This is a genomic window from Flavobacterium sp. MAHUQ-57 (assembly GCF_051908335.1).
Lineage (GTDB): Bacteria > Bacteroidota > Bacteroidia > Flavobacteriales > Flavobacteriaceae > Flavobacterium.
The window spans coordinates 242,501-263,593 of the sequence record NZ_JBPZTE010000007.1 but is presented as its reverse complement, the minus strand read 5'-3'; the positions used below and the strand labels follow the sequence as shown (position 1 = coordinate 263,593).

General features: G+C 34.5%; 27 protein-coding genes and 2 tRNA genes. 14 read left to right on the top strand and 15 right to left on the bottom strand.

Going from position 1 to position 21,093, the window contains the following annotated elements:
* The first annotated feature begins 142 nt into the window (after window positions 1-142).
* The 7 genes from idi (at window position 143) to ACS8MM_RS09125 (ending at window position 3,077) form a co-directional block, all read left to right on the top strand.
* Complete coding sequence (idi, locus tag ACS8MM_RS09155; protein ID WP_379715631.1) at window positions 143-670, top strand: isopentenyl-diphosphate Delta-isomerase; 528 nt, start codon at window positions 143-145, stop codon at window positions 668-670.
* A complete protein-coding gene (locus tag ACS8MM_RS09150) occupies window positions 667-1,077 on the top strand; it encodes a 6-pyruvoyl trahydropterin synthase family protein (RefSeq protein WP_379715629.1) in 411 nt (136 codons plus the stop codon). The genes idi and ACS8MM_RS09150 overlap by 4 nt, the downstream gene beginning before the upstream one ends.
* The gene (locus ACS8MM_RS09145; RefSeq protein WP_379715626.1) at window positions 1,077-1,538 is read left to right on the top strand and encodes a peroxiredoxin; all 462 of its coding nucleotides are present in this window, start codon (window positions 1,077-1,079) and stop codon (window positions 1,536-1,538) included. The genes ACS8MM_RS09150 and ACS8MM_RS09145 overlap by 1 nt, the downstream gene beginning before the upstream one ends.
* On the top strand, window positions 1,538-2,500 hold the full coding sequence (locus tag ACS8MM_RS09140; protein ID WP_379715623.1) for a type I phosphomannose isomerase catalytic subunit: 963 nt from the start codon (window positions 1,538-1,540) through the stop codon (window positions 2,498-2,500). Before ACS8MM_RS09145 ends, ACS8MM_RS09140 begins: the two co-directional genes overlap by 1 nt.
* Before the next feature lie 52 nt (window positions 2,501-2,552).
* Window positions 2,553-2,819 carry a hypothetical protein gene (locus ACS8MM_RS09135; protein WP_379715620.1) on the top strand — a complete coding sequence of 89 codons (267 nt, stop codon included), beginning with the start codon at window positions 2,553-2,555 and terminating at the stop codon, window positions 2,817-2,819.
* 79 nt (window positions 2,820-2,898) lie between these two features.
* Window positions 2,899-2,972: transfer RNA gene (locus ACS8MM_RS09130), tRNA-Thr, on the top strand.
* A gap of 31 nt (window positions 2,973-3,003) precedes the next feature.
* Window positions 3,004-3,077, top strand: a tRNA-Thr gene (locus tag ACS8MM_RS09125).
* A 94-nt stretch (window positions 3,078-3,171) separates the two neighbouring features.
* On the opposite strand, the gene ACS8MM_RS09120 is transcribed toward ACS8MM_RS09125, so the two are convergent.
* The 3 genes from ACS8MM_RS09120 to ACS8MM_RS09110 are packed head-to-tail and all read right to left on the bottom strand — an operon-like array spanning window position 3,172 to window position 5,112.
* A complete protein-coding gene (locus tag ACS8MM_RS09120; protein ID WP_379715617.1) occupies window positions 3,172-3,765 on the bottom strand; it encodes a hypothetical protein in 594 nt (197 codons plus the stop codon).
* Window positions 3,752-4,246, bottom strand: a complete 495-nt coding sequence (locus ACS8MM_RS09115; protein ID WP_379715614.1) for an RNA polymerase sigma factor — start codon at window positions 4,244-4,246, stop codon at window positions 3,752-3,754. Before ACS8MM_RS09115 ends, ACS8MM_RS09120 begins: the two co-directional genes overlap by 14 nt.
* Window positions 4,247-4,254: 8 nt before the next feature.
* Window positions 4,255-5,112, bottom strand: coding sequence for an alpha/beta fold hydrolase (locus ACS8MM_RS09110; RefSeq protein WP_379715611.1), 858 nt, complete (start codon window positions 5,110-5,112; stop codon window positions 4,255-4,257).
* A gap of 260 nt (window positions 5,113-5,372) precedes the next feature.
* On the opposite strand from ACS8MM_RS09110, the gene ACS8MM_RS09105 reads away from it, so the two are divergent.
* Window positions 5,373-5,876, top strand: a complete 504-nt coding sequence (locus ACS8MM_RS09105; protein ID WP_379715608.1) for a CAP domain-containing protein — start codon at window positions 5,373-5,375, stop codon at window positions 5,874-5,876.
* A 76-nt stretch (window positions 5,877-5,952) separates the two neighbouring features.
* On the opposite strand, the gene ACS8MM_RS09100 is transcribed toward ACS8MM_RS09105, so the two are convergent.
* Window positions 5,953-6,396 carry a DUF4268 domain-containing protein gene (locus ACS8MM_RS09100; RefSeq protein WP_379715605.1) on the bottom strand — a complete coding sequence of 148 codons (444 nt, stop codon included), beginning with the start codon at window positions 6,394-6,396 and terminating at the stop codon, window positions 5,953-5,955.
* A 107-nt stretch (window positions 6,397-6,503) separates the two neighbouring features.
* Here ACS8MM_RS09100 and ACS8MM_RS09095 point away from each other — a divergent pair, with 107 nt between their 5' ends.
* Together ACS8MM_RS09095 and ACS8MM_RS09090 are read left to right on the top strand one after the other, a co-directional pair.
* Entirely contained in the window at window positions 6,504-7,142 is a 639-nt protein-coding gene (locus tag ACS8MM_RS09095; RefSeq protein ID WP_379715602.1) for an NUDIX hydrolase, read from the top strand.
* Window positions 7,143-7,180: 38 nt separating this feature from the next.
* Window positions 7,181-7,999: a lysophospholipid acyltransferase family protein gene (locus tag ACS8MM_RS09090; RefSeq protein ID WP_379715599.1), complete on the top strand. Its 819-nt coding sequence runs from the start codon at window positions 7,181-7,183 to the stop codon at window positions 7,997-7,999.
* A 32-nt stretch (window positions 8,000-8,031) separates the two neighbouring features.
* Here ACS8MM_RS09090 and ACS8MM_RS09085 read toward each other — a convergent pair whose 3' ends face one another.
* Both ACS8MM_RS09085 and ACS8MM_RS09080 read right to left on the bottom strand, forming a co-directional pair.
* Window positions 8,032-8,673 (bottom strand): hypothetical protein, encoded by a 642-nt coding sequence (locus tag ACS8MM_RS09085; protein WP_379715596.1) that lies wholly within the window; start codon window positions 8,671-8,673, stop codon window positions 8,032-8,034.
* A 15-nt stretch (window positions 8,674-8,688) separates the two neighbouring features.
* Complete coding sequence (locus tag ACS8MM_RS09080) at window positions 8,689-9,183, bottom strand: RNA polymerase sigma factor (protein WP_379715593.1); 495 nt, start codon at window positions 9,181-9,183, stop codon at window positions 8,689-8,691.
* A 213-nt stretch (window positions 9,184-9,396) separates the two neighbouring features.
* Here ACS8MM_RS09080 and ACS8MM_RS09075 point away from each other — a divergent pair, with 213 nt between their 5' ends.
* A complete protein-coding gene (locus ACS8MM_RS09075; RefSeq protein WP_379715590.1) occupies window positions 9,397-10,701 on the top strand; it encodes an NAD(P)/FAD-dependent oxidoreductase in 1,305 nt (434 codons plus the stop codon).
* A gap of 223 nt (window positions 10,702-10,924) precedes the next feature.
* A complete protein-coding gene (locus ACS8MM_RS09070) occupies window positions 10,925-11,290 on the top strand; it encodes a cupin domain-containing protein (protein WP_379715587.1) in 366 nt (121 codons plus the stop codon).
* 14 nt (window positions 11,291-11,304) lie between these two features.
* Here the strand turns inward: ACS8MM_RS09070 and ACS8MM_RS09065 are convergent, their stop codons facing one another.
* The gene (locus ACS8MM_RS09065; protein WP_379715584.1) at window positions 11,305-12,360 is read right to left on the bottom strand and encodes a DUF3810 domain-containing protein; all 1,056 of its coding nucleotides are present in this window, start codon (window positions 12,358-12,360) and stop codon (window positions 11,305-11,307) included.
* A 131-nt stretch (window positions 12,361-12,491) separates the two neighbouring features.
* On the opposite strand from ACS8MM_RS09065, the gene ACS8MM_RS09060 reads away from it, so the two are divergent.
* Window positions 12,492-13,958 carry an aminoacyl-histidine dipeptidase gene (locus ACS8MM_RS09060; protein ID WP_379715581.1) on the top strand — a complete coding sequence of 489 codons (1,467 nt, stop codon included), beginning with the start codon at window positions 12,492-12,494 and terminating at the stop codon, window positions 13,956-13,958.
* A 158-nt stretch (window positions 13,959-14,116) separates the two neighbouring features.
* Entirely contained in the window at window positions 14,117-14,263 is a 147-nt protein-coding gene (locus tag ACS8MM_RS09055) for a hypothetical protein (RefSeq protein ID WP_379715578.1), read from the top strand.
* Between the two features lie 110 nt (window positions 14,264-14,373).
* On the opposite strand, the gene ACS8MM_RS09050 is transcribed toward ACS8MM_RS09055, so the two are convergent.
* From ACS8MM_RS09050 to ACS8MM_RS09015, 8 genes are all read right to left on the bottom strand, one after another.
* Window positions 14,374-15,102 (bottom strand): DUF4369 domain-containing protein, encoded by a 729-nt coding sequence (locus ACS8MM_RS09050; protein WP_379715575.1) that lies wholly within the window; start codon window positions 15,100-15,102, stop codon window positions 14,374-14,376.
* Between the two features lie 99 nt (window positions 15,103-15,201).
* Window positions 15,202-17,061 (bottom strand): M61 family metallopeptidase, encoded by a 1,860-nt coding sequence (locus ACS8MM_RS09045; RefSeq protein WP_379715572.1) that lies wholly within the window; start codon window positions 17,059-17,061, stop codon window positions 15,202-15,204.
* An 84-nt stretch (window positions 17,062-17,145) separates the two neighbouring features.
* A complete protein-coding gene (locus ACS8MM_RS09040; protein WP_379715569.1) occupies window positions 17,146-17,424 on the bottom strand; it encodes a TIGR03643 family protein in 279 nt (92 codons plus the stop codon).
* A 77-nt stretch (window positions 17,425-17,501) separates the two neighbouring features.
* Window positions 17,502-18,326, bottom strand: a complete 825-nt coding sequence (locus ACS8MM_RS09035; RefSeq protein ID WP_379718971.1) for a sterol desaturase family protein — start codon at window positions 18,324-18,326, stop codon at window positions 17,502-17,504.
* Between the two features lie 39 nt (window positions 18,327-18,365).
* A complete protein-coding gene (locus tag ACS8MM_RS09030) occupies window positions 18,366-18,962 on the bottom strand; it encodes an alpha-ketoglutarate-dependent dioxygenase AlkB family protein (RefSeq protein WP_379715566.1) in 597 nt (198 codons plus the stop codon).
* Between the two features lie 56 nt (window positions 18,963-19,018).
* Entirely contained in the window at window positions 19,019-19,723 is a 705-nt protein-coding gene (aqpZ, locus tag ACS8MM_RS09025; protein ID WP_379715563.1) for an aquaporin Z, read from the bottom strand.
* Between the two features lie 22 nt (window positions 19,724-19,745).
* Complete coding sequence (locus ACS8MM_RS09020) at window positions 19,746-20,099, bottom strand: DoxX family protein (RefSeq protein WP_379715559.1); 354 nt, start codon at window positions 20,097-20,099, stop codon at window positions 19,746-19,748.
* Between the two features lie 55 nt (window positions 20,100-20,154).
* On the bottom strand, window positions 20,155-21,048 hold the full coding sequence (locus tag ACS8MM_RS09015) for an EamA family transporter (RefSeq protein WP_379715556.1): 894 nt from the start codon (window positions 21,046-21,048) through the stop codon (window positions 20,155-20,157).
* Window positions 21,049-21,093: the final 45 nt, after the last annotated feature.

Genomic DNA, 21,093 nt, shown 5'->3' with positions numbered 1-21,093 from the left:
GAGTTGATATTGTGAAAAATTATGCGCTTGTTGTTTGTACTTTTTTGTAAGTTGTTTGTAGATTTCTTGTGGTCAGATGACATCCTAAGTTTAAACTTTTATTTAGTATAGTTTTCGTATTTTTACCAAGCAATAAAAAGGTATGATTGAAGAGAAAGTAATTTTAGTAAACGAAAATGACGAACCAATAGGGTTGATGCCTAAGTTGGAAGCGCATGAAAAGGCTTTGTTGCATAGAGCTTTTTCGGTTTTTATATTGAATGAAAAAAATGAGTTAATGTTGCAGCAAAGAGCGCATCATAAATACCATTCACCTTTATTATGGACCAATACATGCTGTAGCCATCAAAGAGAAGGGGAAAGTAATATAGAAGCCGGAACCCGACGTCTCTTTGAAGAGATGGGTTTTACTACAGAGTTGAAAGAATTGTTTCACTTTATATATAAAGCCCCTTTTGATAATGGTTTAACCGAACATGAATTAGATCATGTTATGATTGGTTACTATAATGATGAGCCTAAAATCAATAATGATGAGGTGGAAAGTTGGAAATGGATGGCAATTGATGATGTGAAAAACGACATGGAGCAAAATCCTGAAACTTATACGGTTTGGTTCAAAATTATTTTTGATGAATTTTATCATTTTCTTGAAGATCATAAGCTATGAGAGTAACTGTTAGTAGAAAAGCACATTTTAATGCAGCGCATCGTTTGTATCGAAAAGATTGGTCAGATGAGCAAAATCAGTCGGTTTTCGGGAAATGTAATAACCCCAATTTTCACGGACATAATTATGAATTGATTGTAAGTGTTACTGGGAATATTAATCCGGAAACGGGTTATGTAATTGATATTAAAGATTTGGCGGATATTATTTTTGAAGAAGTAGAGTCGAAATTTGACCACAAAAACCTAAATCTAGATGTTCCGGAATTTGAAAACTTAAATCCTACAGCAGAAAATATAGTTGTGGTTATTTGGAATAAGATTAGAAAAAGAATTGCTTCGGGAAATAACCTGGAAGTAACTTTGTACGAAACACCACGTAATTTTGTAACATATAAAGGAGAATAATGCATAAAGGTTTACAAGTAGAAGATAAATTGCCTTTGTTTGCTGGGAAAGACCAAAATGGCAACGAATTTAACATTGCATCGGTTTTGGGTGAAAAAGTGTTGGTAATTTATTTCTACCCCAAAGATGATACTCCAGGCTGTACCAAACAAGCTTGTTTTTTTCGAGATCAATACGAAGAGTTTAAAGATTTGGGCGCTGAGGTAATAGGTATTAGTGGCGATAGTATTTCGGCACATAAAAAGTTTGTGCACAAATATGATTTGCCTTTTATTCTTTTGTCAGACAATGATAAAACTATTCGGAAATTGTTTGGTGTACCCACTAATTTTTTAGGACTAATTCCTGGTAGGGTTACTTACATTGTGGATAAAAAGGGAATAGTTAAAATGGTTTATGATAGTATGAATGCTGAAAGTCATTTTCCAAAAGTGATCGAAGCAGTTAAAAGTTTGGTTTAATGCAAGTATATCCTCTGGTTTTTAAGCCTATATTAAAAGATCGAATTTGGGGAGGAACTAAATTAGCTTCCTATTTAAATAAAGAAATCCCTTCGCCAACTACAGGTGAAAGTTGGGAAATTTCTACTGTGCCAGGTGATGTAAGTGTAATTGCGAATGGGATTTATGCTGGAATGAATTTCAATGATTTAATTTCCCAATATACATCAGAGCTTTTAGGAACTAAAGTTTTTGAACGTTTTGGCTATGATTTTCCATTGCTTTTCAAATTTTTGGATGCCAAAGAAGATTTGTCTATTCAATTACATCCTAACGATGAGTTGGCTAAAAAACGTCATAATTCGTTTGGAAAAACAGAAATGTGGTATGTCATGCAGGCGGATGAGAATGCACGTTTGATAGTTGGTTTTAAGGAAAAATCTTCTCCGGAGGAATACCTAAAACATTTGAATGATAAAACATTGGTTTCAATCCTGGAGCAAATTCCTATAAAGCAAGGTGATGTTTTTTTTCTGGAAACAGGTACGATTCATGCTATCGGTGCAGGAATAGTTATTGCTGAAATACAGCAAACATCAGATATTACCTATCGAGTTTATGATTTCGATCGTAAAGATGCAAATGGTAATTTACGTGAATTACATGTCGATTTAGCTTTAGAGGCAATTAATTATAATAGGGTGGAAGCTAAAAAAGAATACAGTAATATAAATAACCAGAGTAACCTTGTAGTGGATTGTCCCTATTTTACCACAAATGTATTTCCGCTCAATGGTCAGGTTGTCAAAACGAATACATCTGATTCTTTCATAGTTTATATGTGTACGGAAGGAAATTTTGAAATATCTATCGGTAAAGAGGTGTATTCGTTTCAAAAAGGAGAGACTTTTTTGCTTCCAGCATTAGTGACTGATTATCAATTAATTGGTTCTGCAACTCTTTTGGAAATATTTATTTCATAGTAGGATATATCAAGATAAATAGTACCTTTGCAAAAATTTTAAATAGGAAACTATGGCAAGTGTAAAAAACTTAAAGAAAGACATCAACTATGTAATTGGTGATATCATTGAAGCAGTTTATTTGTATGAAATGACTACTACTGGTAGACCAACTGAAGCTACTAACGCTATTATCGAAGAAGCTATCGGAACATTTGATGGATTGATCAAAAAAGTGAACGAGAAAAAAGTAGACAACAGAAAATCTCACTTAAAGCAAGTAAATAAAGATTTAGAAAATGCTGCTAACCAATTAGTTGAAAAAATCAACTCATTATAGTAGAAAAAACAGATAAAATTTAGGGTGTAAGTTTTTGGAAGTTTAAAAAACTCCACTATATTTGCACCTGAAATGAGTCGCCGGTGTAGCTCAGCTGGCTAGAGCAGCTGATTTGTAATCAGCAGGTCGTGGGTTCGAGTCCCTCCATCGGCTCAAATTTTCTAAAATATTGTAAATACACTTTGCCGGTGTAGCTCAGCTGGCTAGAGCAGCTGATTTGTAATCAGCAGGTCGTGGGTTCGAGTCCCTCCATCGGCTCAAAAAGGTCTTCATTTGAAGACCTTTTTTGTTTTTATGAATTGTATGAATAGTGTTTATATAGTAAAAAAGGGTTTCAATTGAAACCCTTTTTTTATTTGTCATAACCTGATTCCAATTCTTTTATAGAATCAATGATTTTTTGAATTCGATCATTTTCTTTTTTCTTCTGTTTCTTTCCTAAATAGAAATAGGCGAAAAGCATCCAAGCGATATAAGTTGTCAAACAAATGGTTTTTAGTTGGAATGACATAGGATGCATTACTTCTATGAAATAGAATACAAAAGCGATGTTAAGTACTATAAAATAGGCAAGGGTGATTTTAGTACTTACTATTTGCTGAAAAGAAAAATACTCATCCAATTGTTTTAAAGTTGCAGATGGTTTTTGGGTCAAATCTATTCTTTTTAATGTTATCATTTGATACAAGCGAACTGCCGAGAAAGCAGCAATACACAATAACATTAAACCTAAACCGATATATGTCGTTGTCTTTTTAAAATCAATGCTCGAACCGATCCAAACTAAAGCTATCATGGTTATAGCTAGGATGGCTACTTGAAAAAGTAGTTTATTTGTGTAGAAGGTTCGTTCTTTTTTTATTTTTTTTATTATTTCGAAAACATCTGGAAGTTTTGTTTCTTCTTGTTGTTTCCATAAGTCTTTTAAATTATCAAAGTCTTTCATATTTTGAATAAATTGTGCTTAATTGTTGTTTGATACGATGAATTTTGACTCTTAAATTGCCCTCTGATATCGAGGTTACTGCTGCAATTTCTTCATACGGAACTTCTTCTAATAGTAAGGTGATTATTAGTCTGTCGGTTTCATTCAGTTCACTAATACATTTGTATAAAAGCTGAATTTGATTTTCTTTCTCGTTAGTGTCATCACTTATTTTTAAATTGGTTTTGTCAAAATCGACCTTTGTTTGCTTTTTGTTGGATCTGATATGAAGCAAGCATGTATTGACTGTTATTCTGTATATCCAAGTGCTAACTTGTGATTCGCCTCTGAACTTTTCCAGATTTTCCCAAACTTTGATGAATACTTCCTGAAGTAAATCATCGGCCTGCATGGTGTCTCCGGTATATCCAAGACACAAACGATGCACTTTTTTTGAATAATTGGAGTAAATGTCTTTGAATTGATTTTCTGTTGAACTCACAGTGTTGATTAGGATTTAGAATTTAAAAATAAGTCAATTTCATTATAAAACCATTCTGGTGTGTCATACATGATGAAATGTTTTGCATTGGCTACTTTTATTGTTTTATTTTTTAATTTGGCATATTGGATGCCATATTCTTTTTCGCTGGCTTCTTTGTTTCCCCAAAGACTAGTTAAGACAAGGATTGGTGCTTTAATTTTTTCAATTTCTTGTCTTAAATCTGTTGTTGACATTTCTACAATTGTACTGCCCAACGTAGTTCGGTCGCTTTTAAAACTCCACTCGGCAATTTGTTTGGCACGTACGCTATCATTTACCTGGTATAGCATTGCTTTAGTCATATTTTTAACATAATTCTCGGTCGGAAGTGCTTTGAAATTTTCAATAACGGCTGCTTTATTGAATTGCGGGTTGTTTTTTAGTAATTCAACTGTAGTTTCTGGTTTGCCAACTGCCGAAACAAATGGAAGTCCATCTACACAAATGCTTTTTCCAAATAAATCGGGTTCGACACTTTGTAACCATAACGTCATGAAAGCACCAAGACTGTGTCCTATTAACATTGGCTTTTGTAATTTTCTGTCTTTGGTATATTGAATGATTTCGTTGCGGACAGTTTTAAGGATTTCATCATTTTGTATGGGTTTAACACCGCCAAAACCAGCAATTGTTATTACATGTAGCTCATAGTTGTTTTTTAAATGATCTACCGTTTCGTTCCAAACCTCTCCATTGCACGAATAGCCTGGGATTAAAATTACGGGCTTTCCTTTACCATAGATTTTTACTTCAAAGGAAGTGTTTTGTGCTGTAATGATGTTTGTATACAGTAATGCAAATGCGAATAAAAGTAAGTTTTTCATAAATATTGTTTTTTAGTTTTTTCTTTTGGATACATCAAGAAGTGATTTGTTACAAAAAAAATTAAAAATATTTTTTAACTGATTTAAAATCAGTTGTTTACTCTTTTAATATGTAAGAATAATTGTGCAAAACAATAAAATTCATGCATTTCATCGATTTTATTTTGTAGTTTATCGATTTTGTTTGTAATGTTGTCCTGTCAATATGAAGTGGTAATCATTTGACAATCAAAAAGTAACACAATCTAAAAAAAAGAATTATGATCAGAAAAACTTTGTCCCAAGTCCTACTAGTAACTTTATTGTCAATCTCATTTGTTTCTTGTTCAAAGGAAGAAATAGCCTCAGATCAAAATAATAATAATACACCTACTAATGTAACATATACTTACTCTCAAGATGAATTGGAGTTAATGAATATCATAAATGATTATAGAGTAAGTATCGGTAAAAACAGACTTGAAAAAGTTGATTTTATCTCGGTTAAATCAGAAGAACACGATTTATATATGATTTCTAAAGGAGGAATCTCCCACGATTATTTTCAAGACAGATACGAAGCGTTGGTAAAAAACCTTGGAGCTGTTAACGTAAGTGAGAATTTAGCTTATAATTATTCAACTCCTCAAGGTGTGTTTAACGCTTGGTTGAATAGTGCTGGACACAAAGCAAATATTGAAGGCGATTTTTCACACTTTGGTATTGCAATCAGAACCAATTCGGAAGGAAAGAAATTTTATACTAACCTATTTATGAAGAAATAAGAATTTTGATTAGTTTATTAGTTTGTTTTTTTATTTGATTTTTAAAAATGCCTTAGCCCCCCAACTAAGGCATTTTTTATGTGTTGATTTCAAGGTCTTTAATGTAGTCTTCATTCTCATAAAAGAAACGCTCAAAAGCATCCATTTTTTCATAAAAGAAATCATAAATCGTATTCCAAGTAGCTTTATTGTTCAAGCTGATTCCTGTTAATTCGACCCAAATTCTACTGATGATTTTTCCGTTCTCCAAATAAAAATTTCTCTCAAAAATGGCATCTTCAATGAAGTCTTCGAGTATAATGGTTTTGAGAGATTCTACTTTTTCAAAATAAATTTTACGCTTTTCTTCGTCTTTTGGTTCAATATCCAACAAGACCTGTGCTTTTTTGTTGTCTACATAAAACTTGAAGGTAACATCTTTTATTTTAGTGTTGTATAATAGCCATTTACGAGGGTAGGCGTCGGCAAATTGGGTCCAAAATTCTTTTTTAATACGGAGGCTTTCTTCTTTACTGTACATAAGAAACAGACTTTTAAATTGTTCAATTCGTTTTTTTACATTAACTTTATAGTTGGGTCTGTTTAAAACAGATAAGATAACTATTGTTAAAACTTAGCTTAAAAAAAATGGAGTTTTCTGAATTTTTGAAATATGTGCCAAAAATAACAAAAGAAACGCTACCAGCCTCTGATGCGCACGCAAAAATGATACCTCCAGAAAGGATTGATTTTTTACGCAATCATTCTTTTGCCAATTTGGTGCCTAAAAGAGCAGCAGTTTTAATGCTTTTGTACCCAAAGAAAAACACTACACATCTAGCGCTAATTGTCAGAAATTCTTATCCGGGTATTCATGCTTCCCAAATCGCTTTTCCTGGTGGAAAAGTTGAAGTTTTTGATGCGGACCTCTCGCAAACTGCTTTGAGAGAAACTCATGAAGAAATTGGGATTCCATCCGATAGGATCAATTTAGTAAAAGCTTTTAGTGAAGTGTATATACCACCCAGTAATTATTTGGTTTCTCCATTCTTGGGGTTTTCAGAAAACGAACTATCTTTTACTCCTAATCCCGAAGAAGTTTCTGGAATTATCGAGTTGCCAATGTGTGAATTTCTTGATGATAGTTTGGTTGTAAATGTCAATATGTCAACTTCTTATGCTACGGACATAATGGTTCCTGCCTTTCAAATTAATGAGCATCTGGTTTGGGGCGCCACTGCAATGATGATGAGTGAATTGAAAGAAATTTTTAAAAAAGTGATATAATTTTTTTTTATAAATTCGCACCCTTAAAAAAACATACTATGGGATTGTTTAAAAGAAATCCTTTCGGACATATACTTTTCATTAAAAGATGGTTGATTTTAGTTTTCGGTACGCTAACACATCGAAGATATCGTGGGTTTAATTCCCTTCAAGTTGACGGATCTGAAATTATCAGAGCTTTGCCAGATAATAATGTTTTGTTTATCTCAAACCATCAAACCTATTTTGCTGATGTTGTTGCTATGTTTCACGTATTCAACGCAAGTTTGAAGGGACGAGAAGATAATATCAAAAATGTGGGTTATTTATGGAAACCGAAATTGAATATTTATTACGTAGCCGCTAAAGAAACTATGCGAGCGGGATTATTGCCTAGAATTCTAGCGTATGTTGGAGCAATTACCGTAGAGCGTACATGGCGTTCCGATGGGAAAGATTTGGCAAAACACGAGCAAAAAGAAGTGAATGTTAACGATACTGAAAATATTGGTATTGCTTTGGAAGACGGTTGGGTGATTACTTTTCCGCAAGGAACTACCAAGTCTTTTAAACCAGTACGTAAAGGAACGGCACATATCATTAAAAATCATAAACCCATAGTGGTTCCAATTGTAATTGATGGTTTCCGACGTTCTTTTGATAAGAAAGGATTGCGTCCTAAGAAAAAAGGTATTCTTCAATCATTTACAATAAAAGAACCTTTGCAAATTGATTACGAAAACGAATCAATCGAAGAAATTGTAGAAAAAATTGAGTATGCTATTGAACAACATCCTTCTTTTTTGAAAGTACTTTCGGTAGAAGAAATACAAGAGCAAGAAGAATTGGATCGCTTACGTCGATGGAATATAGATTAAATAAAAAAGCCTGCTTTTGCAGGCTTTTTTATTTAATAGTCTATTTTTTCTAATTCAGTGTAATTCTTTTTTAGTCGTTGAAGAAGGAATCCGTAAATCAAACGATAAAACAGCCAAAACAATCCGATAAAAACGGTTGTGACAATAATTAAGGCAAATGTAGCTCCAAGATAAAAACTTGTTGTGAGTTCTTTGTGCTGTTCCAATGACATGACATCTAGTGTTTGCTTCATTACAAAAGAATAGATGGTGATCAGAAATATAGCTCCGGCAGATAAATTGAAAATTATATAATTGCTAACAGTTTTGCGGGCACTGATAATGGTCTCCATTAATTTTTTCACACTATCCGTTGTAGAAACTTGTCGATAGGCCAAATAAAATTTATAGATAAAATAAACGGCAACAATCCATATTATGGCTGATCCAATTTGGTAAAACGTGTACACACCGGCTCCTTTTAATAACGCCAAGGTTTCGTCATGACTTTTGGTAAATTGCATACCAATGTTAATTATAATACCAAATAAAAATTCTATAATACTGATCAAAAATATCCATTTTATAGTCGAAGAAGAATTTTTATGCAGCATCGCATAAATTTTTTCTTCCGTGACTTTCGGAAAATTTTCTTTCTGATTCCAGACTTTTTTTAATAAATCCAATTCTTCCATTATCTGTCTTAATCGTTACGGATTAATAATTTGTTTTAATTTTGTTTTGATACGATTCATCTTCACACGAGCGTTAACTTCGCTAATTCCAAGGGTTTCTGCAATCTCTACATAGTCTTTGTCTTCCAAGTACATAAAAACTAACGCTTTCTCAATATCATTAAGCTGTTGAACCGCTTTGTATAACAATTTAATATGTTCTTCTTCTTCGTAATTGTACTCTTCCTGCAATACAAAATGCCTGCCTGTCTCAAATTCAATTGTGTTTACAGATTTGGTGTTCTTTCTGTATAAAGTGATTGCAGTATTAAGGGCAACTCGGTAAGCCCACGTAGAAAATTTACTTTCTCCTCTAAATTTTGGAAAAGCTTTCCATAATTGGATGGTGATTTCCTGAAATAAATCGTTATGCTCGTCTTCATTTTGAGTATATAGCCGACAAATCTTGTGAACAATGTTCTGATTTTCTTTTAGTTGCGATACAAACGACTGCTCTAGTGCATTACTCATATTCTATTAGTAGGTAACAGCTTTATTATGTTACAAAATAATCAAAATTTTTAGGAGCACAGAAATCTCTTTTTTAGGAAGTCTCGTCCTGCTTTCGCTTTTATCTGCCCATGCCTGATTGGTATTGTAAGGATATCGGCTCTATCAGAGCTATTTTAGAACATTCAATTTCGAAACAAACTTTGTATCTTTGGAATATTGAAATTCTGAATAATGAATATACCTCAGTCGGATAAAAAACGAATTGTGATCATCGGTGGTGGATTTGCAGGAATCGCCTTAGCTAAAAAGCTTAAAAACAAAAATGTTCAAGTGGTATTGTTGGACAAACACAATTACCATACTTTCCAGCCTTTATTGTATCAGGTGGCAACGGGAGGTTTGGAAGCGGGATCGATTGCATATCCGATCCGAAAAGTAATTCAGGGATGTCGTGATTTTTATTTCAGGCTAACTACGGTAAAAGAAATCGATACGGCAAACCAAAAAATTATTTCTGAAATAGGGGATTTGCATTACGATTATCTGGTTATTGCCACTGGGTCAAAAACGAATTATTTCGGAAATAAAGAAATCGAACGAAATTCGATGTCAATGAAAACCATTCCGCAATCATTGAATATCCGCAGTTTGATTCTTGAAAATTTTGAACAAGCTGTTCTAACTAAAGATACTGTTGATAGAAATGCTTTGATGAATTTTGTTTTGGTGGGTGGCGGACCGACAGGTGTTGAACTTGCCGGTGCCTTGGCTGAAATGAAGAAAGCCATATTGCAAAAAGATTATCCAGATTTGGACATTCAGAAAATGCAAATCAATTTGATTCAAAGTGGTGATCGCATTCTTAACACCATGAGTGAAGAATCTTCAAGCGCCTCAGAAGCTTTTCTAGAGAATTTAGGCGTTAAAATCTGGAAGAATGTTCGGGTGACGAATTATGACGGTAGAACGGTAACGACCAATTCCGATTTAAGTTTTGAAACCGCTACTGTAATTTGGACAGCCGGTGTACAAGGTGCTGCAGTACACGGATTAAGTTCTGATGCTTTGATTCAGAAAGTAGGACGTATTCGCGTGAACGAATTCAATCAGGTGAAAGGTTATGATAATATCTTTGCCATTGGAGATATTGCTTGCATGGAATCAGAATTATTTCCACAAGGTCATCCTATGATGGCACAACCTGCATTGCAAATGGGGAACTTACTAGGTGAGAATATCATCAAACATTTTCAAAATCAACCCATGAAACGCTTTGAGTATAATGATAAAGGCTCAATGGCAACTATTGGACGTAATAAAGCTGTGGTCGATTTGCCAAAATACCACTTCAACGGTGTTTTTGCGTGGTTTGTTTGGATGTTTGTGCATTTGTTTTCTTTAATTGGGTTCAAGAATAAAGCCGTGGTTTTCTTGAATTGGGTATACAATTATATTCGCTTTGACCGAGAAGGGCGCTTAATTATTCGACCTTATAAAAAGAAAAGTTTTACCACTTTTACTTCCGATGAAATCTAAATTTGTACGAACTAAAACCGTACAATCAATAGAATTTATGAACTAATGTAATTTTGGCTCATGCCTGTGTTTCTTATTGCTTTTATAAACTTATATAGGCTTATTTTTTCGTAACTTTAATAGACTTTTCTGCAAGGCTATGTATTTCCTTAAACATTACCCATCTGTTTAAAAAGGGAAGCCGAAAACACATAGAGTAGGCGTAAATTCAATTGGAGTGAATATGAAAAAATTAGTAAAGACAATACTGTTGACTTTTGTGTTTGTAGTATTTGTCAGTGTAGCAAATGCACAAGAACAAAAAGAACCGTGGCCAGGTGTAACCGCCAAAGTATTAACAGAGAGCGATAAATTGATTGTAACACAGGTAACCTTTGCACCTGGGGCTGTGGCCGATTGGCACTCGCATAAATTGCATGCGGTTTATGCAATAACCGATTTAAAAATGAAGGCAGAAGAAAAGGGGAAAGAACCGGTTACTGTCGAATTAAAAGCAGGGGATGCTGTTTCTTTACCAGCGGTTAAGCATAAAACAACGAATATCGGGGATGCTGCATTTACGGTGATAGTTACCGAAATGAAGAAATAAAAAACGAAGTTGGATTATAACGTTTTTTTATCGTAATAATTAACCAGTAAATCAACGAATTTACTGTAGCTTTCCATGCCGTCTTTTTGCTGGTTCATCTTTAGAAAATTATCATAGATGACTTCAAAAAAGTCGTCTATGATGGTTTTGTATTTTTTTCGGTGTTCTTCACTTTCCTTGAAGTTTTTTAAAATGCCCGGATGAAGGGTAGACAGTAATTCTTTGAAGGTTCGCTCATCTTTCATGCCAATATTCGATAAACAATAGCGTAAAGCATAAGTATAACCCGAATATTTAAAATATAAATCGTCGTTTTGTGTTGAAGATAAAAAACCAATAAAATTACATTCGCTTTCACTACCGTATCCTAATTGATGTGCCATTTCGTGGCAAGTTGTCGCAGGGATGTTATATGCGGGAATTTTATTATTTACTTGTGCTTCATTGGTAAAGGGATTCAAATAGCCTCCAAAACCCATGTAGGTTAATGGATAACTTAGGAGAGATTCTTTTTGGCTGGGTAGCCTATAATTGAAAAACGAATACTGTTTATTTAGTTTTTGATATCCATTGAGTGATTTTTCGAAAATTTCTCTTTGAGAAAATGGGACAATCACTTTTTTGGCCGTGTCTTGGGTGATTTGAAACTGGATTTCGTTGGTTTTAGCGATTAGTTTTTTGGTAAAATTCACCAGTTGTTCATGTGTATATTCCTTTTTTAGGCTCATTTTTTCTGAAAGTGGCAATCGGTAGTAATTCAAAGCCCATAAAAAATGGAAGAAAAAATACACTATTGATAGAAGGTTTAAAGCTGCTATTGACTTTTCTTTGAGTGTAGTTGTTTTCCAATTTTTCTTCAGCCAAAAAATAATCCATACAATCAGTATTGCATATAAAATATCTCCCACAGAAAAGGGAACCCAACCTAGAAGGATTCTCAAGAATCCAGAAATAGTAGGATATAAACCGTTACTGTAATTGCTTTCAACGAATTCAGGGAAATAGGAAAGGATTTTCAATAGGATGAATTGAACAACAAAGAATAGCGGTAAAAGGTGTTTTCGGCTCACAAAAAAACGGTTTAAAGGGTAAATATAAACATTATCAAGTATAGAAAAAGTGTTTAAACTTTGTAACTTTGACACTTTGTAACTTACATCCTAGCCAATTGGCTAATGGAGCATAATTAAACGAACTAAAAATGAGTCAGGAAATAAGAAATTTGGAGCCAAAAGCGCTTTGGAACAAGTTTGCCGATTTAAACGAAGTGCCACGTCCGTCAAAGAAAGAAGAACGTGTAATTGAATTCATGAAAAATTTCGGAAATAGTCTGGGTTTAGAGACTTTTGAGGACGAAATTAGAAATGTAATCATTCGTAAACCGGCAACCCCGGGTATGGAAAACAGAAAAACCATCGTAATGCAAGGACATTTGGATATGGTACACCAAAAAAATAATGATACAGTGTTTGATTTTGATAAACAAGGTATTGATATGTATGTAGATGGTGACTGGGTTCGTGCCAAAGGAACTACGCTTGGTGCCGATAACGGTTTAGGTGTTGCAGCTATTATGGCCATTTTAGAAAGTAAAGATATTCCACATCCAGCCATTGATGCGTTGTTTACCATTGATGAAGAAACAGGTATGACTGGTGCTTTGAATCTGAAAGGTGGAATTTTAAAAGGGGAAATTCTTTTGAATTTAGATACAGAAGAAGATGATGAAATTGATATAGGATGTGCAGGTGGAGTTGATGTAACTGCCGTACGCGGTTATAATGAAGAAGAAACCCCTGAAGGATCTGTAGGTTATACCATTACTGTAAAAGGGTTGAATGGAGGACACTCCGGAATGGATATTCATAAAGGATTGGGTAATGCCAATAAAATAATGAATCGTCTATTGTTCGACGGTTTTGAGAATTTTGGACTACAGATTGCCGAAATTTCCGGAGGTAGTTTGCGTAATGCAATTCCAAGAGAAAGTGTTGCAAAAGTAATTATTGCTGGAATGTACGATGAGGCGTTTGTGTTTGATATGCAAGAAGTAATCAATGATATTAAAGCAGAATTCAAAACGACAGAACCAAAACTGGAAATCCTGATTGAAAAATCAAAAGCAACTCCTGCCAAAGTGATGGATTTGGGAGTGCAGGAAGGTTTATTACGTGCAATATACGCTGCGCATAACGGTGTGTACCGAATGAGTGCTGATATGGAGGATTTAGTTGAAACTTCTAATAATATTGCAAGAGTAGTGGTTAAAGAAGGCGAAATATCAATCCAAAACTTGACACGTTCTTCTGTAGAATCTTCAAAATTTGATTTGGCCAATGCATTGCGTTCCGCTTATGAATTGTTTGGATGTGAAGTGACTTTTTCAGGTTCTTATCCTGGTTGGACTCCTAACGTACAATCGGAGATATTAGATACTTTAGTTACTATCTATGAAAAACAAAATAATGAAAAGCCTAAAGTAGTTGCATGTCACGCCGGATTGGAGTGTGGTATACTGGGTACCAATTACCCTGGAATGGATATGATTTCTTTTGGGCCTACTATCCATGGTGCGCACAGCCCTGATGAAAGAGCTTCGATTAAATCTTCTCAGAAATTCTGGAAGTTCTTGTTGGAAATCTTAGCCAATATTCCTTCAAAAAATTAAAAAGAAAACCCGTCTTAAGTAGGACGGGTTTTTTTTAACTTGAAATTTAAGATTTTTTGAGGAAAAACCTTACAAATTTTAATTATGTTTCACTTAGTTTTACTACCGTAATAATTAATTAAAAAACTAAAAAAAACATGATTAAAAATCTTTCAAATTTGTCTGGCGCAGAAGAACTGAGCAAGGCAGAACAAAAAGCTATTGTTGGAGCAGCACCTATCAGAAGATGTTGTGAGTGGGATTACAACGCAAATGGTGTACGTGTTTGTACACTATGGGTAAGCGGAACACAATATTGCCCATAAGTAATTTTTGAAATTGTCTTGTTTAGAGATGATTTATTTTTTTAGCGAAATAAAAAACCCCATTCGGTATACTGAATGGGGTTTTTATATGAGATGTATTTGTATTAAAATTATTCAATTTCTTTTGCAGGAGGTGTCTTTTTAATTTCCTTTAAATACTCAGTGAATTTTTTACCGTATTTTGATTTAGCAACCTCTGGAGTCATTGCTTTGTGTATTCTGTCCAGAAATTTAGGTTGCATGTCATAAATGTCGGTTAGAGCAATATAGGGTGCGATTTCTTTATCCGCATTGGTTAATGCAAAGTTACCGGCATATAAATAACGTTTCTTTAATAATGCTTCTTGTTTCTTTTGGTTTGCTTCTTCAGAATAGTTTTTATTGCCTTTCAATCCCATTAGCTGTTCTTTTAAAAGTACGAGCTGTTGATCATTGAACTTAGAAATGATATCCTTGTATTTGTCATACAACTCATGGTTTTTTGAACCGGTGATTTTAGCATCTGCCAAAAAGAAGTCCAAATCTGTATCGATATTTATTTTTCCTGGTTCAGCAAAGAAAAGTAAGTTGTTATCGATTGAATTGGTTACACCACGGTCTACGAAAAGATATAGCATTTCAGGAGATTCAAGATTGATGTGGCTTTTAAAGGCAGAACTACCATTTAGAATGATGGTGTCTAAAGCAATCAAAGTGGTGTCTTCAACTTTTTGGATATATAATTTTCCTTTTTTTAGTCCTTTAATATTTCCTGTGATTTCAAGGTTTCCTTCTGCTTTTTTCTCGCCGCAAGAAATCAATACAGTCAATGATAATACTGCAATAAATAATTTATACATAGCTTTTTGAAATTTGCCGCAAAATAATAAAAAAATCCTCAATTTAATGTTTAAACTGAGGATTTATATTTTTGATTTTAAAAGCTGTTATTGTTTAAATTAGCCTTTTAACCATGCTTCGCGTATAGTTTTTTTGGAATCGTCTGTAGATTTGTAACCTTCCACTTCTTCAAATGGTAATTTTACTTTTCCTTTTAATTCCTGTTCTTTTCCATCACGTTTGATTTTAACAGCGATAGCATCGTCTTCTTTCCAGCCTTGACTTTCCATAATCATATCGTAGATATTGTCAAGATTGTAGTTTTTACCATTAACGCTGGTTATTATATCTCCGGGTTTAATTCCTAATGCTGGATAGAACTCAGGTAGTTCAATTCCAGGAATAACAACGATTTCTTTTGTTTGTGGATTTACCGTAATAAAAGGTGCCTGTTGTTTGTAGAATGGATTTCCTGCTACTTTGGTTTTTGCAGCTGTTACACCCATTCTGCTGAAAAATTGATCGTAAGGAATTGGTGTTGGACCTTCGACATAGGTTTTGAAAAACTCACCTACTTTAGGATAGGTTAAAGCAACAATTTTATCGAATAACTCTTCGTCTTTAAAAGGTTTTTTGATTCCGTATTCGTTATTTAATTTTTGCATTAAATCCAAAATACCTCTTTGACCATTGCTTTCTTCACGAATAATCATATCAATACACATACCTATTAGTGCTCCTTTTTGGTATACATTAAGGTATTGGTCTTTGTAAGGTTGTTCTAATACGTTCGCACTCATTTGAGTAAACGGCATGGTGTCATTCATAGTTGAAGCCTGACGGATTTTGTCTGACATTCTTTCGAAGAATTCCTCTTCAGTGATTAACCCTTGGTTTACTTGAAACAAGTTGGCAAAATATTCAGTTACCCCTTCATACATCCATAAGTGTTTTGACATTTTTGGTGCATTGAAATCAAAATAGTGAATTTCGTTAGCATGAATACCCAGAGGTGTAACAATGTGGAAGAATTCGTGCGATACAATATCTTTTAATTGCTCGTCCATTTGATCGGCTTGCATTACTTCTGGCATTACAACAGTAGTTGAAGTAGTGTGTTCTAGTGCGCCAAATCCTTTTGCATCTTTTTTAGAAACGTCAGACAAATAAATTAGGACAGCATATTTTTTAGTGTTATTAATTGGGCCAAGGAATTTCTTTTGGGCTTTCATCATTTTCTCCATGTTTGGAGTGATGTCGGCTGCTTTGAATTTTCCGGTTGGAGAATATACACTGATAATAATGTCCATATCTTCTACTTTGAACGTAGTGTAATCAGGTTTTGTATACATGATTGGATGATCCACTAATTCAGCATATCGAGATGATTTGAATGTATCTGAAGTAGCACTTGCATCGGTATCTACCATCGCGGTTGCTCCGTATAAGGTTTCAGGATGAGCAATTGTTAAGGTATAAGGAACTTCTTTTTTGTCGGAGAAATAGCCCACAAATCCGTGCGTATTAATCATAAAACAGTTGGGATCGATGTTGGTTCCTGCAGGAGAGAATACATCTTTTCCTCCTAAACCACCTTGAACTTCTTGGTCGTAGGTGTCGTTAACCCAATAGGTTACTTTGCTTAGTTTTTTTGCACCTTTGATACGCCACGTATTATCATCAATTTTTGCTGCTTCTAAAGTTTTTCCTTTGGCATCGAAAGCTTTTAAATTTTCAATGTATTTTCCGTAATTGTCTGTAGAATAAGTTCCCGGAACAGTTTTTGGAATATTAAAGGTAATTACATCTTCGCTTACTTTGGTAGGCATTACAGTTACCATTAATTTGTCATCATTGATTTTATTTAAATCAATACTCACCTGAACTTCAGCGCCTGTTTTGTTTTTAGACTTGCTTTGTCCCGTCATACAGCTTATTGCAAATAAGGCAAAAGAGGCTGCGATAAGTGTTTTTTTCATTTTTTTCGTTGTTAACTGAGTATATGTAGTTATCCTTTCCTTTTTGTTACAAAAAAACTCCTGATTTTAGCAGGAGTTTAACATTTAATCAAATTTATTTTTCAAATAATATTTCCCATCCAAGTCGTCATCAAAATCATCAATATTCACTTGTTTAGGTTTCGGTTTGGAGGCCGTGACCTTCTTCTTCCAAAGTTCAAACTGATCTTTAGATAAGCGTTTGCGCATCAATTCGGTTACATCATTTTCTGTGATGCCGAATTCTTCTTTGATTACTTCAAAGGGTTTGCGTTCTTCCTGTGCCACACTGATTAGTCTTTCTAATGTTTCTCTGTCTAAATCAGCTATTTTACTTTTTCTCATTTATAAAATGTTAATTCAAATAAATCTGTGCAATACTTATACCAATATTACTAAAAATTGATTAAGAAAAAAAATTTTTATACATCTGGATTTCGATATTTTTGAAAGGGAATTACTAATAAATTCTTCAAATTATTGTTTTCTTCTGGTTTCATGTGAGTGTCTACACCATAGATTAATTCTTCTCGTGGCATCACCAAAAAAGTACCGAATAGTCGATCCCAAATTGAAAAGATATTGCCATAGTTGCTATCAGTATAAGGCAGTTGGTAATGGTGGTGAATTTTGTGCATATCCGGGGAAACAATTAGATAGCTTATCCATTTGTCTATATTTTTAGGCATCTTCATGTTGGCATGATTGAATTGCGACAAGAAAACAGAAAGTGATTGATATAAATAGAAAAGCCAAATGGGTGCACCAACTATTACTATGGCTAAAATAGTAAAGGTAAAACGAATCAAGCTTTCGCCTGGATGATGCCTGTTGGCGGAAGTGGTGTCTATCCAAGTATCTGTATGATGGATGAGATGGAAACGCCATAATAATTTTGTTTTGTGTTGAACAAGATGTGCGGTGTAGGCTCCAATTAAATCCATAAACAATAAACCGATAATGGCTTGTAACCAAAGATTGTCTAAGTGCAGCCAATAAATAATGCCAAATTGATTCTCGCTTACCAAAACGGAACTTTTGTATAACAAGAAAGCCAAAGAAAAGTTAATGAGTATAGTTGTTATGGTAAAGAAAAAATTGATTAAAGCATGCTGCCATTTGTGGTATTTGAATTTAAACAATGGAATGCCACTTTCAATCATCCAAAACAAGGTGATTCCTCCTATTAATATAGCACTTCGATGAGAAGAGGGAATGGTTTCAAAATAATTGATGATTTCGTTGATCATAATTTGGGTTGATTTTAACCAAATTTACTAAAAAAACTATTTGATAATTCGGAAGGTAAGATTTATTCTTGGGCCAATTTCCTTTTTGGTTTTCGGAATCTGATGTTTCCAGAAATGTTGTGTACTACCTTTCATAATGAGTAGGCTTCCGTGCTGTAATACAATTTGCTGTTTGATATCCTTTGTATTATGTTTAAGTTGGAAGGTTCTCTCTGTTCCAAAACTAACTGAGGCAATAATGGGGTTTCTGCCCAATTCTTTTTCATTGTCAGCATGCCAACCGTTACTGTCTTGTCCGTCACGATAATAATTGGCAAGTACTGTAGTGAAATTGACATCGGCTGTTTTTTCCACTTCTTCTTTGATGTACATCATAGTGGGAGTCCATTGATGTGGATTCATTACAATATTCGAATATCCATAAGGTTTTCCTTCATTACCATACAGACATGTAAGTCGGGGTTGTGGATGTGTTTTTCCAAATACAATAATGTCATCTTGCTGCCAGGGTGTTTCTTGTAATACTTTTTGAAACAAATCATTGGCAACCGATCTGTCTAAAAAATGAGGAAAATACTCTATTTCGGCATCGGGTAGGTTGAAAACTATTTTTTCATCGGGGAATAAACTCATAGTTCAAAAATAAAAAAAGCGATGGTAATCCATCGCTTGGCTTGTAATTATTTTGATTATTCAGCTATTGTTTCCATTGTTGATTTGTAGATAAAACCTGCAGCTATTGCACCGGCTATCGGTGCTACCCAAAACAGCCATAATTGTAGTAAAGGCTCTCCTCCAGCAAATAAAGCTTGAGATAAAGAGCGGGCTGGGTTTACCGATGTATTCGTAATTGGAATGCTCACTAAATGGATCAGTGTTAGTGCCAAACCTATGGCTAGTCCTGCAAATTTACCATTAGCAAAACGATCAGTCGCTCCTAAAATGATAAGTAGAAAGAAAAAGGTGAGTAGGAACTCTGTGAGGAAAGCGGATAGTAAAGGATAACCATCCGGTGAAAAAGCGCCATATCCATTGGATGCAAAGGCACCGGCTTTGGAATTGTCTATGGCAAAGCCTTCTTTACCGGATAAAATGAGGTACAAACAACCCGCTGCAGCGATTGCACCAACACACTGTGCGATGATGTACGGCAGCAAATCTTTACCGTCAAATCTTTTGCCGGCCCATAGTCCGAGAGAAACTGCCGGATTGAAATGGCCTCCAGAGATATGTCCTACGGCATAGGCCATGGTTACTACTGTAAGCCCGAATGCTAGTGATACTCCTGCATAGCCGATACCCACATTGGGTATACCTGCAGCAAATAAAGCACTTCCACATCCGCAAAAAACTAACCAAAAGGTTCCGAAAAATTCTGCTATAACATTTTTCATAGACGTATATTTAGTTGATTATTCAAGTGTATTGAAAAGCCCAATATATCAGTAAAAGTTGTAAGGGAAGGCGAAGCAGCCGCATCCATTTGGGTAAACCCAAACTCGCTTTGTCATTCTTATACATGTGAAGATTGGCAGGAAAGATAGCAATAAGTAAAGCAATTATACCCCAAGCAGCATATTGAGAAAGTAGCGGGATGCAAAGGCAAATCCCTAAAATAATTTCAGCCAAGCCGCTCATCCAATTGATTTGGTTGGGGTTGGAAAAGTAAGGAGGAATTATTTTGAGATACACTCTCGGGTTTCTAAAATGGTTAATTCCCGCAACGACATAGAGCAATGCCATTACATACAAATGCCAAGGTAAACTCATAAGTAAAGTTATTTCTTACGAATTTACCTAAAATAAATGGATATAGTGTTTTTTTTTACCTTTTTCTGAACTGGATATTCATAATGATAATCGCTAGGATAATCAGAACGATACCAATCCATTGTGAGAAGATAACCGTTTCATTTAAAATGATAAATGCCATCATTACCGAAACTGGTAATTCCAATGAAGAAACAATACTTCCCAATCCGATTCCTGTATACGGGAAACCTGCATTCATTAATATTGGAGGGATGATTGTTCCAAATAATGCCAAAACTATTCCCCACTTTGTGAAAATAGCCATATTGAAGGGTGTTACTTGTGTAGCGATTGAAAATCCGAAAACAATAACAGCACCACCTAATAACATATACAAACTACGTTGCGCAGATGAAATACCCAAAGCAATTCGATTAGCGGTAAACATAGTTGTAGTAAAAGATGCGGCTGCCAATAATCCCCACATGATTCCTCTCCAATCCAATTCGATGTTGCTATTGAATAAATTAGTAGCCAAAGCAGTTCCGATCAATACAATAGAAACTGAAGCAATTTTTTGCATGGAAGGGGCTTTTTTATCCAAGAACCATTCCAATAACACACCCATCCATACGGTTTGCATTAAGAGAACAATACCAATTGAAACGGGGATGTATTTCACAGCTAAATAATAGAAAACGCTGGTCATTCCCAGAGAAGTTCCTGCTAACATCAAGTGAGTGATGTTTTTAAGAGAAGCTTTGACTACGTCGTCTTTCTTTTTGAATTTCTGTAAACCGTTAATGAGTAACATTCCCAAAATTCCTAGGATGAACTGTGAAGAAGTGACTTCAGCAGTAGTAAAATTTTCCTTATACGCCAGCTTTACAAAAGTGGCTAACATTCCATAACTCGTTGCACCTAATCCTACAAGGAAAACTCCTTTCAACATACTGTTCTTTGTCATTTTTTCATTTTTAAAAAGCCGGCAAATATAATTCATAGTTATGAG